Here is an 11808-nt window from a genome sequence, read left to right as displayed (position 1 = left end):
AACAGGAAGGGGTGAGAAAAATGAAAAAAAATATGCTGTTAAAATTAGCAGTCTTATTCATAGCACTTGCAAGTTTTCATTTGTTCTCAATGCCTCATTCCGTTCAGGTATACCATCATGCAAAGGTGGTTGCTGATCAAGAATCACATGAAATGAAAATCGTTCAGACAGCAGGCGATGAAAAGAAACAAAAACATGTGAACGCAGTATTTGCGGCATTTACAGCACTGCTAGTCATTGGCAGTATGGCAGCTGGATTTGCACGCATCACTTATACTGATCGATTTGACCGGAAAAAGAAGCATTTACTTGCAGTGTTCTACCAGTCTTCGAATTTCCGAGTAGCTCGTGTTAACCCAACCATTTAAATCAAACAAAAATTGGGAGGTTTTACACGATGTTATTTTTCTTAAGAGTATTCATTCTAGGTCTGTTCTCTGTCACTTCACTTTCTCTTTTCGTTTACCAAGGAATTGAAGTAGTGCATGCCATCACAAGCATGTTTGGCAATCACGAGAGTTAAATTGACCTCATCATAAAAAACCCCCTGCCTTACGCAGGGGGTTTTCATTTTGCTTATTTATTGTCATCTTGGTCAGATGCAGCAGGTGATAAAAGAACTTGAGTTACTTCTCCCTGCTCTTCCTCATCTAAAATAAACGATCCATTGCTATAACGATCATTTGCTCTTAGTGTGGAAATATCGAGCGGGATCGTGGCACCCTTTTCCGTATCAATCTCAAGTGTATCGTGCAGTGAAGCAGCAATCACAGCAACAATTCTGTGAGGGTTTTTCTTTAATTCTCTTAGCATGATCACTCCACGTTTTGCTCTTGATGTCTTATCAAATTCAGAGAGGTTCATCCGCTTCACAGCACCTCTTTGTGTCGTGAGAACAAGCACATTGTTCTTCGGATCAATCATTTGTCCAGAGACCACCTCGTCTCCGTCCTTTAAATTGATGCCTTTCACACCAGCCGCTCTCGGACCGACCACACTCACTTCTTCTTCATCAAACCATAATCCATAGCCATTTTTCGTTGCAATAAACAATTCTTGCTGACCTGTTGTGACATGAACATCTACAAGTTCATCATCACCTTTTAAATTCAAGGCGACAAGCGGTTTTGAATAGCGCTGCGCTTTATATTGGAGAAGCTCTGTTTTCTTCACCATACCGCCTTTTGTGAAGAACAAGAGATACGATGATTCATCGAATTCTTTAATTGGGATCGCTTTTTGAATGGATTCATCGCGATCAATCGAAATAATATTCGTAATATGCTGCCCCATGTCTTTCCAGCGTATATCTGGCAGCTGATGAACTGGACAGTAAATATAGCTCCCTTTATTCGTAAAGAGCAGAAGAACATCTGTTGTATTCATTTCAAACTGGTGAATCAGTCGGTCTGTATCCTTCATACCGAAGTCCTTACCGTTTGATGCAGCATAGGAACGCTGGCTTGTCCGTTTGATGTATCCATCTTTTGTGACTGTGACGTACACGTCCTCTGATGCGATCATCACTTCAAGGTTAATCTTAATTTCTTCAATTTTTTCCTCAATAACAGATCGTCTTTCATCAGCATACGTCTTTTTCAACTTCTTCAAGTTGTTCGTAATGACTTTAAACAGCTTTTTCTCATTCGCTAAAATGTCTTCAAGTTCTGCAATTCGCACGTCAAGCTCTCTTGCTTCGTCTCTTAGTTGAGTGATATCTGTATTTGTTAAACGATATAACTGGAGAGAAACAATCGCTTCTGATTGTGCTTCTGTAAAATCATATTTCTCCATCAAATTGTTTTTCGCATCACGCTTATCATTAGACGAACGGATCGTCGCAATGACTTCATCTAAAATGGAAAGAGCTTTAATTAACCCATCTACAATATGATGACGTTCTTTTGCTTTTCGAAGCTCGTATGCTGAGCGGTTCGTCACCACTTCTTTTTGATGAGTAATGTAAGCGTCTAGTACAGTTGTAAGCGTCATTAAAGTCGGTCTTCTGTTATGTATCGCGACCATATTAAAGTTATATGGGATTTGCAGATCAGAATTTTTATATAAGAAATTCAAGACACCATTCGCATCCGCTTCTTTTTTCAGCTCTACAACAATCCGAAGGCCGGTACGATCCGTCTCATCCCGAACTTCAGAAATTCCTTCTACTTTTCTTTCAATGCGGAACTCGTCCATCTTTTTGACAAGATTGGCCTTATTCACTTCATAAGGAATTTCTGTGATCACGATTTGCTGGCGTCCACCGCGGATGGTTTCAATCTCCGCTTTTCCGCGAATCATAATCTTTCCTTTTCCTGTTTCATATGCCTTCTTAATACCATCCACACCTTGAATGATCCCGCCTGTTGGGAAATCTGGCCCTTTGATGACTGTCATTAAATCCTCAACCGTACAATGCGGCTGTTCGATTCGCTTAATCACGCCATCAATCACTTCTCCTAGATGGTGCGGCGGAATATCAGTCGCATAACCGGCTGAAATCCCTGTTGAACCGTTCACAAGAAGGTTGGGAAACATCGCTGGTAAAACAACAGGCTCTTTGCTTGTATCATCAAAGTTCGCGACAAATTCGACTGTCTCCTTGTCGAGGTCCTTTAAAAGCTCTGATGCAATGGCAGAAAGCCTTGCTTCCGTATAACGCATGGCAGCAGGAGGATCTCCGTCGATACTCCCGTTATTTCCATGCATCTCAATTAGCACATTTCGCACTTTCCATTCCTGGCTCATTCTCACCATGGCTTCATAAACAGAAGAATCACCATGAGGATGATAGTTACCAATGACGTTACCGACTGTTTTGGCAGCTTTACGGAAGTTTTTATCTTGTGTATTTCCTTCTGCATACATCGCATATAAAATTCTTCGTTGTACAGGCTTTAATCCATCACGTGCATCTGGAAGTGCACGATCTTGGATAATATATTTACTATAGCGACCAAAACGGTCCCCAATCACTTCTTCTAACGGTAAATCATGAAATCGTTCTTGTTGTGCCATGTTTAAACCTCCTCAGCTAGCGACAAGTTTTCATTTTCAAGAATGTTGCTTTCCTCATCAAGTCCAAAGGCGACATTCTTTTCAATCCATTTACGGCGTGGTTCTACTTTGTCACCCATCAGTGTCGTGACGCGGCGTTCCACCCGTGCAGCATCATCGATCTTCACCCTGACAAGCGTTCTCGACTCTGGATTCATTGTCGTTTCCCATAGCTGGTCGGCATTCATTTCACCTAAACCTTTATAGCGCTGAATCGTATATCCTTTTCCAACTTTCTTTAGTACGTCATCCATTTCTTCATCAGACCAAGCATATTCAATGACTTCTTTCTTCCCTGAGCCTTTGCTGACTTTATATAAAGGCGGAAGGGCAATGAATACTTTGCCATGCTCAATCAGCGGCTTCATATAGCGGTAGAAGAATGTAAGCAATAGAACCTGAATATGCGCCCCATCTGTATCAGCATCTGTCATGATGACAATTTTGTCATAATTGATGTCTTCTACATTAAAATCGACACCAACCCCGCCGCCAATGGCATGGATAATGGTATTGATTTCTTCGTTTTTGAAAATATCCGCAAGCTTTGCTTTCTCTGTATTAATGACCTTCCCTCGAAGCGGCAGCACCGCTTGGAATTTTCGATCACGTCCTTGCTTGGCTGATCCACCCGCTGAGTCGCCCTCTACTAGATACAGTTCATTTCTTGCCGGGTTTCTAGATTGAGCAGGTGTTAATTTTCCGCTTAGTGTCGCTTCAGATTTTTTCCGTTTCTTGCCGCTCCTTGCTTCTTCTCTTGCTTTTCTAGCCGCTTCTCTTGCCTGCTGCGCTTTAATCGCTTTTTTCACAAGCAGTGTTGCCGTTTCGCGGTTTTCTTCAAGGAAATAAGCCAATTTTTCAGAGATCACAGCGTCTACAGCAGACCTAGCCTCACTCGTTCCAAGCTTTCCTTTTGTTTGTCCTTCAAATTGAAGAAGTTCTTCAGGAATTCTGACAGAAATAACAGCTGACAGGCCTTCACGAATATCCGTACCTTCTAAATTTTTATCTTTTTCTTTTAAAAGGGTCACTTTGCGTGCATATTCATTAAAGGCTCTCGTCATGGCCGTTTTTGCACCAGACTCATGCGTACCGCCATCTTTGGTTCTTACGTTATTGACGAACGACAGAATATTTTCTGAATAGCCGTCGTTAAATTGAAAGGCAAAATCGACTTCAATGGACTGATGTTCGCCTTCAAACGAAACGACTTCACTAAGTACATCCTTTTCCTCGTTTAAATAAGCAACGAACGCTTCAATACCTGTCTCATAATAAAAGGTTTCCTGCACATCATGGCGCTCATCAATCAGCTCTATTTTTAGCCCTTTTAATAAAAAGGCTGATTCTCTTAAACGCTCTGATAATGTATCAAAATTATAGGTGGTGACACTGAACATCGTTGGATCTGGCTTAAAATGAATCAGTGTACCGGTCTTTTTCGTTTTCCCGATTTTTTCAAGTGATGTGACTGGCTTTCCGCCATGTTCAAAGCGCTGGTGATAAATAAATCCATCGCGTTCTATCGTCACGGTGAGCCACTCTGAAAGTGCGTTCACAACGGACGCCCCAACCCCGTGAAGTCCACCACTTGTTTTATAACCACCTTGACCAAATTTTCCGCCTGCGTGCAGGACCGTTAAAATGATTTCTGGTGTCGGTTTTCCAAGCTTATGCATACCAGTAGGCATTCCGCGCCCTTTATCTTGGACGGAAATGCTATTATCTTTATGTATTTTGACAATGATATGATCTCCATGGCCAGCGAGCACTTCATCGACAGAGTTGTCTACAATCTCATAGACAAGGTGATGAAGACCGCGTGAATCCGTCGATCCAATATACATCCCTGGACGTTTACGGACCGCTTCAAGCCCCTCTAGCACCTGAATAGAATCATCGTTATAATCTACTTGCTGCTTTTTAACCAAATGCTTAATCCCCTTTCACTAACAAACATAACCGGCTAATCATCAATGATCTCTCTAGATTTTAATGATGATCATGCTGCTCATTACTGTCCACTTTAATAAGCTGCATCATCACCATGCATGTGTGATTCAGCGATACATGCTCTTTTGCACGGTTATGAGAATGTTCTACATTCTGCAATCAGAACTAGAAGTCCATTATAAACAAGACTGTTTCATAAGCCAAATGCAATCATATGATGGTTTTAGCAAAACAGAACAAATGTTCTATATTTATCTTATCGCTCTTTTTCTCGATATGCAAGGTCACCGATATGTCCCTGTCGCCTTATTTTATCGCTTTCTTCTAGAATCGCAAATATATTTCTGCAACAAAAAAGCAAAAATCCTTGGTTTTTCAAGGATTTTTGACGATTTAATGAGTTTTTGTCATCGCATGAGCCACTTTGATACATAAATCCATGATGGCGACCTTGCCATTTTCCTCAATCAGCCTTTTCGCATCTTCATGATATACGCCTTGCTGCGCCCAAAAAACAGGTGCATTTATTTCAAGAAATTCTTTCGCCACCTCAGGCAAAAACTCGGAACGTCTAAAGACATTGACGATATCAACAGGCCCTTCTATGTCTTTTAAAGAGTCGACCGCTTTTACCCCAAGTGCTTCATCAATCGTTGGATTGACAGGAATGATGTCATAACCGGCATCCTGCATGGCTTTTGAAACCATATAAGACGTTCGGTGCGACTGATCTGACAAACCAACAACCGCAATTCGCTTACTGCTTTTTAATATACGCCCAATTTCTTGTTTTGAAGGATGATTCATCCAGACACTCCTTTTCTTCTATTTTAGCGAATTTCTTGTTAAAAACAAAGCTGAATTCATCGGCCATCGTTTTTTTCAAAAAAAGATCGCCATGTTTTTCATAAGATCATGTTAAAATGTAAGACAAGAGGGAGAATATAAAGGAGTTATGCAGATGTTAATTGCTTTGATGTTTATTTTGGCTTATCTTCTCGGCAGTATTCCATCAGGTCTCATTGTCGGGAAAGCTGCAAAGGGAATCGATATCCGTGAACATGGCAGCGGGAACCTAGGTGCGACGAATGCATTCCGTACACTGGGTGTTAAAGCAGGGTCCATCGTTATCACTGCTGATATTTTAAAGGGGACTCTTGCTTCGGCTTTACCGTTTTTCATGCAACTGGACATTCATCCCTTATTAGCAGGAGTGGCTGCTGTTATCGGTCACAGCTTTCCTGTCTTTGCAAAATTTAAAGGGGGAAAAGCGGTCGCTACATCAGGCGGCGTGCTGTTATTTTATGCCCCATTCTTATTTATCACGATGATCGCTGCTTTTTTCTTATTTTTATACATTAGTAAATATGTTTCATTATCATCTATGCTGACTGGGATCTACACATTCATTTACAGCATATTCACCCAAGATCTATTTTTAATTATTGTTGTTGCCGTTCTTGCTGGCTTTGTGATCTTCAGACACATCGCCAACCTCAAACGAATTCTCAACAAAACTGAACCGAAAATCAAATGGCTTTAGCCGTTTCATCAATTTAAATATGTGGTAAAAGTAAAGAAAAGCTGTTTTTGCATCCTGCATTTAAAAACAGCATGACTTCAAAAAGGGGCGATCACATTGAAATTAACGATAAAAGATGATGCACTCAATTGGTACAAGAATGAACTGGATTTAGAAAAAGGTGATCATGTTCGCTTTTTTGTCAGATATGGCGGGTGCAGTAATGTACAAAAAGGCTTTTCTCTCGGCGTCGCAAAAGATGAACCTCAAAATGCCGGCGCAACCGCTGAAGTAGAAGGCATTACTTTCTTCGTAGAAGAAAGTGATATTTGGTATTTTGACAACCATGATCTGCATATTGATTATAACGAGTCCGTGAAAGAACCAGAATTTCATTATGAATAAACAAAAAAGATACCTCATCCCTCGGGTATCTTTTTTGTTTATCACTCAATATAAAGTCCATACTCCTGAATGTTTCCTAACGACCGCTCTTTTTGTAAAATCCGTTTTTGCGAATCACCGATGAGATCAAAATGAGGAAAACCTTCGCGAACATGAATCCATTCTTTCTTTAATCCATGCTTTTGTCCCCAAGCGATTAATTGCTCCATATCCTGACAGGCTGCCTTTGTGACAGTATTCGCATGCGGAAAACGGTCATCAAGCCAATAGTGTGTCAAAAAGGCCACATTCCCTTGCCGAACAGCTGATTTCCAAGCATGTAGATCCTTTCTTTTAATTCCAAATGCCATGAATCAAACCTGCTTCTTGGACTGTTCGTATACGCTGTGCCATGCAGGGAAAGCTTTTCTAAATTGAATCGGTCTAAAGGTTTCTTTGTCCACACAAATATGTGAAGTGGTCCCTGTAATAGCCGTTTGTCCATCAGGTTTTTGTATTTCATAGCCATACACTGTTTTCACGCCGTTATATTCTTCAATCCATGTGTGAACTGTAGCCGTTTCACCGTACAGTAGTGGTTTCTTATATTGAACCTGAAGATCGACAACAGGTGCAAGGACACCGTCTGCCTCTAACTGGGCATAGGAAAAGCCTAATTCTTTAATTAAAGCTGTTCTGCCGACTTCCATCCAGATTAAATAGTTGGCATGATACACAATACCCATTTGATCTGTTTCTGCATAACGGACTTCTATTTCTTTTTTAGATACATACACGTTTTCATCGCTCTCCTATCAAAACCTAACGTCTCTGACATTTTACCACATTCCAAATGGTTCTTCTAAAAAGAGGCAATAAAATAAACCAGGAATCCCTGGTTTATTCAGTGTAACCGCTCTTTCTTGCTGCTTCCTCGTCCTTTATTTCAGAACGCATTGCGTCAATACTTGTTCTACGGTTTTCATTTTTTTGCTTGATCATCTGCTTTTCTTCCTCTGTTGAAAGACCCATTGCTGCTTCAGATTCATCAATATTTTCAAGTGTGTTTTCGATCATATCCTGCAGCTTCTCAACATTATCAGAACGATCATCTGGATTGGATTGATATGACTTGTCATTCATCATGCTTCCCTCCTATTATTCGCCCTTCGTCTGTATCACATCAGGCTGTTCATTCGATTTATTATGCATCTTTTTGCCTTTATTTCGTTTGTATGCTACAGGTTTTGTCCCTAAATGGTCTGGTGTAAACTGCGCTTGTTTATCATGCTCTCTACCCATCATTCATCCCTCCCTCTTCTTTAGGATGAACGAAAAAGGTCAAATCATAACTTATTTCTGTCTAAATCGCTCTTCCAACTTTTCTTCAAGCTGGTTTAAAAATTCCTCATTGCTTAATAATTCTTTTTTATTTTCAAGCACAAGTTCTTCAAAAGTACGGCGCTTTCTTCGTCTCATTTCTATCACCACCTCCACTCTGTTCATACCATTTTCGCCAAAACATTTAGAAAATAAGCAAAAAAGAGCTGAATCATTATAGATCCAGCTCTTTTTCAATTTCTTTTTTTGTGAGCATTTGATGCTTTACAGACAGGATACGCCCTTTTTCATCTAGTATGTATGTCGTCGGATATGAAAGTACCTGATATCTCGCTTGAATACCTTTTTGATCTAATAAAACAGGAAAACTGACCTTAAGTTCATCAATAAAAGATGCGACGTGATCCACACTCTTTTCAGTGTTCGTCAAATTCACCGCTAGTACCTCAACTTGGTCATTTTCACTTCTAATTGCATCTAGATCTGGCATTTCTGTTCGGCAAGGCTTACACCATGTCGCCCAAAAATTGAGAAGTACTTTTTTCCCTCGATAATCAGATAAAGATGCCGTTTTGCCATCAAGGGTTTTGAGCTCAAAATCAGGGGCTTTGTCCCCTGTTTCAAGACCGATGGCAGGTTCTTTTGGTCCGAATACATTCCACGCAAGTAAACCAATCAACACAAGTAAAACAGCGCTTGCCATTCCTTTTTTCCACATGATTGATCCTCCACTATGTTAAAAAAGAAGAGAAAGCTGTCTAAGCGCCTTCTCTTCTTTGCTTTATTAGTTGCTTGCCAATTTTTCACGCAATACCATTTGAAGGATACCACCATGGCGGTAGTAGTCAATTTCGACTTCACTGTCAAAGCGAACAATTACTTCAAATGTTTTCTCGTTGCCATCTGTATCAATTGCTTTTACAGTGACAAGATCACGCGGACGAACTGTTTCATCAACATCTACTTCAAATGTTTCTGTTCCTGTTAGTCCATAAGTTTCTGCACTTTCACCGTCTTTAAACTGTAAAGGAAGTACGCCCATGAAGACAAGGTTACTTCTGTGGATACGCTCAAAGCTTTCCGCTAGAACGAATTTAATTCCAAGAAGATTTGTTCCTTTTGCAGCCCAGTCACGAGAAGAACCCATTCCGTAATCTTTACCTGCTAAGATCGCAAGACCAGTTCCATCTTCTTTATAACGCATGCATGCATCATAAATGGATGTCACTTCACCAGTTGGCCAGTACGTTGTATACCCGCCTTCTGTTCCTGGTGCGATTTGGTTCTTAATACGGATGTTTGCAAAAGTACCTCTCATCATAACATGGTGGTTACCACGGCGAGATCCGTATGAGTTAAAGTCTCTAGGCGATACGCCTCTTTCTTGCAAGTATTTACCTGCAGGTGTGTCTTTACCAATCGCTCCAGCAGGAGAAATATGGTCTGTTGTGACAGAGTCACCAAACTTCGCCACTACGCGCAATCCTTTAAGTGGTTCAACTTTACCAGGTTCAACTGATAAGTTTTCGAAGAATGGCGGGTTATCAATGTATGTGGAATTTTCATCCCATTTATACAATGCATCGTCTGTCGTTTTAATTTCATTCCAGCGGTCATTGTTGTCAAAAACAGTTTCATACTCTGAACGGAATAGCTCAGGTGTGACAGTGCTTTTCACGACGCTGTTGATTTCATCCATTGATGGCCAAATGTCATTGAAATAAACGTTCTCGCCATTTTTATCGACACCGATCGGATCTTTTGTTAAATCAATATTCACCGTACCAGCAAGTGCATAAGCCACAACTAATGGTGGAGATGCAAGGTAGTTTCCTTTTACAAGCGGGTGGATACGACCTTCGAAGTTACGGTTACCTGATAAAACAGAAGTGATCAGCAGATCATTTTCAGAGACAGCATCTTCAATTTCTTTTTCAAGCGGTCCGGAGTTTCCGATACATGTTGTACAGCCATACCCAACAATGTTAAATCCGAGGTCTCTTAAATATGGAAGAAGTCCCGAATTCACAAGGTACCCTGTTACAACTTTAGAACCCGGTGCTAGTGACGTTTTCACGTAATTTGGCACCTTCATACCGAGCTCACTTGCTTTTTTCGCAACAAGACCTGCTCCGATTAAGACGTATGGGTTCGATGTATTCGTACAGCTCGTAATCGCTGCAATCGCAATCGCACCTGTCTTCATCACAGCCTTTTCACCATTTGCTAGATCAAATTCGATTTGTTTGTCTAGCTCTGATTTTTCTAAGCCAAAACCTTGGTTACCAGCTGGGCTTTCGATGTGTTTATGGAACGTCTCTTTCATTTGAGAAAGTGGAATCAAATCTTGTGGACGTTTAGGACCAGATAAGTTTGATTCAATTTGAGAAAGATCAATTTCCACAACATCAGTAAAGATTGGCTCTTCTGCATCTGGCGTATAGAATAAGCCATTTGCGCGAGAATATTCTTCAACGATATTAATTTGCTCTTCATCACGTCCAGTAAGGCGAAGGTAAGCTAGCGCTTCTTCATCTACTGGGAAGAATCCGCAAGTTGCACCGTATTCTGGCGCCATGTTCGCAATTGTTGCACGATCTGCTAACGGCAATTGTGCAACACCAGGTCCGAAGAACTCGACGAACTTGTTAACTACGCCTTTTTCACGAAGAACTTGTGTCACTTTTAAGGCAAGGTCAGTTGCAGTCGTTCCGTTTGGAAGCTCTCCAACTAATTTAGCACCAATGACTTCTGGTACTGGGAAGTATGAAGGCTGACCGAGCATTCCAGCTTCTGCTTCGATACCGCCAACGCCCCATCCAAGTACACCGATACCGTTAATCATTGTTGTATGTGAGTCAGTACCAACTAATGTATCTGGGTAAGTGATGATCTCGCCATCTTCTTCGATTGCATGAACAACACTTGCAAGATACTCTAAGTTCACTTGGTGAACGATCCCTGTTGCAGGCGGAACAGCTTGATAATTGTTAAACGCTTTCTTTGCCCAGCTAAGGAAGTTATAACGCTCTGCGTTACGTTCGAATTCTAAATCCATGTTAATGTTTAATGCATCTTCAGTTCCAGCTTTATCGACTTGTACAGAGTGGTCAATGACCAGGTCAACTGGAATTTCAGGGTTGATTTTATCTGGGTCTCCGCCCACATCTGCCATTGCTTTTCTTAAAGAAGCAAGGTCAACGACAGCTGGCACACCCGTGAAGTCTTGTAAAATAACACGAGAAGGTTTAAATGGAACATCAATTTCTTTTACCTCGGCAGTTCCCCATTTTGCCAAGTTCTCAACGTGTTCCTTTTTGATCACTCTACCGTCTACTTGGCGAAGCACTGATTCTAACAGTACCTTAATGGAATAAGGCAATTTAGAAACATTTCCGATTCCTTGTTTCTCGAGTGCTTCTAACGAATAATAGTGATACGTTTTCCCATTTGTCGAAAACGTTTTTCTAGATTGAAAAGCGTCTTGTTTAGCGACTTGCTGCTGTTTCGACATGTCCAAAATCCCCCTTTTGATGATCAAGATCAATTTC

14 protein-coding genes are annotated in these 11808 nt (G+C 40.9%); 4 read left to right on the top strand and 10 right to left on the bottom strand.

Features of this window, described 5'->3' with window-relative positions; genetic code table 11:
• Positions 1 to 20 precede the first annotated feature (20 nt).
• A complete protein-coding gene (locus tag NST15_RS09000; protein ID WP_008343786.1) occupies positions 21 to 368 on the top strand; it encodes a hypothetical protein in 348 nt (115 codons plus the stop codon).
• A gap of 29 nt (positions 369 to 397) precedes the next feature.
• On the top strand, positions 398 to 523 hold the full coding sequence (locus tag NST15_RS08995; RefSeq protein ID WP_008343787.1) for a hypothetical protein: 126 nt from the start codon (positions 398 to 400) through the stop codon (positions 521 to 523).
• 53 nt (positions 524 to 576) lie between these two features.
• Here the strand turns inward: NST15_RS08995 and parC are convergent, their stop codons facing one another.
• From parC to NST15_RS08980, 3 genes are all read right to left on the bottom strand, one after another.
• Positions 577 to 3018 carry a DNA topoisomerase IV subunit A gene (gene parC, locus NST15_RS08990; protein WP_058213730.1) on the bottom strand — a complete coding sequence of 814 codons (2442 nt, stop codon included), beginning with the start codon at positions 3016 to 3018 and terminating at the stop codon, positions 577 to 579.
• Positions 3019 to 3020: 2 nt separating this feature from the next.
• Positions 3021 to 4988 carry a DNA topoisomerase IV subunit B gene (parE, locus tag NST15_RS08985; protein ID WP_007499323.1) on the bottom strand — a complete coding sequence of 656 codons (1968 nt, stop codon included), beginning with the start codon at positions 4986 to 4988 and terminating at the stop codon, positions 3021 to 3023.
• 415 nt (positions 4989 to 5403) lie between these two features.
• Positions 5404 to 5817 (bottom strand): CoA-binding protein, encoded by a 414-nt coding sequence (locus NST15_RS08980; RefSeq protein ID WP_144716658.1) that lies wholly within the window; start codon positions 5815 to 5817, stop codon positions 5404 to 5406.
• Between the two features lie 154 nt (positions 5818 to 5971).
• On the opposite strand from NST15_RS08980, the gene plsY reads away from it, so the two are divergent.
• Together plsY and NST15_RS08970 are read left to right on the top strand one after the other, a co-directional pair.
• The gene (gene plsY / locus NST15_RS08975; protein WP_008343794.1) at positions 5972 to 6553 is read left to right on the top strand and encodes a glycerol-3-phosphate 1-O-acyltransferase PlsY; all 582 of its coding nucleotides are present in this window, start codon (positions 5972 to 5974) and stop codon (positions 6551 to 6553) included.
• A gap of 96 nt (positions 6554 to 6649) precedes the next feature.
• Complete coding sequence (locus NST15_RS08970) at positions 6650 to 6937, top strand: HesB/YadR/YfhF family protein (protein ID WP_008343795.1); 288 nt, start codon at positions 6650 to 6652, stop codon at positions 6935 to 6937.
• Between the two features lie 41 nt (positions 6938 to 6978).
• Here NST15_RS08970 and NST15_RS08965 read toward each other — a convergent pair whose 3' ends face one another.
• From NST15_RS08965 to acnA, 7 genes are all read right to left on the bottom strand, one after another.
• On the bottom strand, positions 6979 to 7287 hold the full coding sequence (locus tag NST15_RS08965; RefSeq protein ID WP_008343798.1) for a hypothetical protein: 309 nt from the start codon (positions 7285 to 7287) through the stop codon (positions 6979 to 6981).
• Positions 7288 to 7290: 3 nt separating this feature from the next.
• Positions 7291 to 7713, bottom strand: coding sequence for a thioesterase family protein (locus tag NST15_RS08960; RefSeq protein WP_008343800.1), 423 nt, complete (start codon positions 7711 to 7713; stop codon positions 7291 to 7293).
• 103 nt (positions 7714 to 7816) lie between these two features.
• Complete coding sequence (gene tlp, locus NST15_RS08955) at positions 7817 to 8059, bottom strand: small acid-soluble spore protein Tlp (RefSeq protein ID WP_017359579.1); 243 nt, start codon at positions 8057 to 8059, stop codon at positions 7817 to 7819.
• 15 nt (positions 8060 to 8074) lie between these two features.
• Positions 8075 to 8218 (bottom strand): acid-soluble spore protein N, encoded by a 144-nt coding sequence (locus tag NST15_RS08950; RefSeq protein ID WP_008357830.1) that lies wholly within the window; start codon positions 8216 to 8218, stop codon positions 8075 to 8077.
• Between the two features lie 51 nt (positions 8219 to 8269).
• Positions 8270 to 8395 carry an FbpB family small basic protein gene (locus NST15_RS08945; protein ID WP_003211002.1) on the bottom strand — a complete coding sequence of 42 codons (126 nt, stop codon included), beginning with the start codon at positions 8393 to 8395 and terminating at the stop codon, positions 8270 to 8272.
• A gap of 76 nt (positions 8396 to 8471) precedes the next feature.
• A complete protein-coding gene (locus NST15_RS08940; RefSeq protein ID WP_008343807.1) occupies positions 8472 to 8975 on the bottom strand; it encodes a TlpA disulfide reductase family protein in 504 nt (167 codons plus the stop codon).
• Between the two features lie 66 nt (positions 8976 to 9041).
• Complete coding sequence (gene acnA, locus NST15_RS08935; RefSeq protein ID WP_008343808.1) at positions 9042 to 11771, bottom strand: aconitate hydratase AcnA; 2730 nt, start codon at positions 11769 to 11771, stop codon at positions 9042 to 9044.
• Positions 11772 to 11808 lie beyond the last annotated feature (37 nt).

Source organism: Bacillus sp. FSL R5-0820 (genome assembly GCF_038593385.1).
Lineage (GTDB): Bacteria > Bacillota > Bacilli > Bacillales > Bacillaceae > Bacillus > Bacillus altitudinis.
This window is presented reverse-complemented; position numbering and strand designations above follow the sequence as displayed.

Excerpts from the sequence above, each read along its gene's own strand:
- NST15_RS09000 (WP_008343786.1), top strand. The coding sequence starts at position 21 with ATGAAAAAAAATATGCTGTTAAAATTAGCAGTCTTATTCATAGCACTT.
- NST15_RS08995 (WP_008343787.1), top strand. The coding sequence starts at position 398 with ATGTTATTTTTCTTAAGAGTATTCATTCTAGGTCTGTTCTCTGTCACT.
- parC (WP_058213730.1), bottom strand. The coding sequence starts at position 3,018 with ATGGCACAACAAGAACGATTTCATGATTTACCGTTAGAAGAAGTGATT.
- NST15_RS08980 (WP_144716658.1), bottom strand. The coding sequence starts at position 5,817 with ATGAATCATCCTTCAAAACAAGAAATTGGGCGTATATTAAAAAGCAGT.
- plsY (WP_008343794.1), top strand. The coding sequence starts at position 5,972 with ATGTTAATTGCTTTGATGTTTATTTTGGCTTATCTTCTCGGCAGTATT.
- NST15_RS08965 (WP_008343798.1), bottom strand. The coding sequence starts at position 7,287 with ATGGCATTTGGAATTAAAAGAAAGGATCTACATGCTTGGAAATCAGCT.
- tlp (WP_017359579.1), bottom strand. The coding sequence starts at position 8,059 with ATGAATGACAAGTCATATCAATCCAATCCAGATGATCGTTCTGATAAT.
- NST15_RS08950 (WP_008357830.1), bottom strand. The coding sequence starts at position 8,218 with ATGGGTAGAGAGCATGATAAACAAGCGCAGTTTACACCAGACCATTTA.
- NST15_RS08945 (WP_003211002.1), bottom strand. The coding sequence starts at position 8,395 with ATGAGACGAAGAAAGCGCCGTACTTTTGAAGAACTTGTGCTTGAAAAT.
- NST15_RS08940 (WP_008343807.1), bottom strand. The coding sequence starts at position 8,975 with ATGTGGAAAAAAGGAATGGCAAGCGCTGTTTTACTTGTGTTGATTGGT.
- acnA (WP_008343808.1), bottom strand. The coding sequence starts at position 11,771 with ATGTCGAAACAGCAGCAAGTCGCTAAACAAGACGCTTTTCAATCTAGA.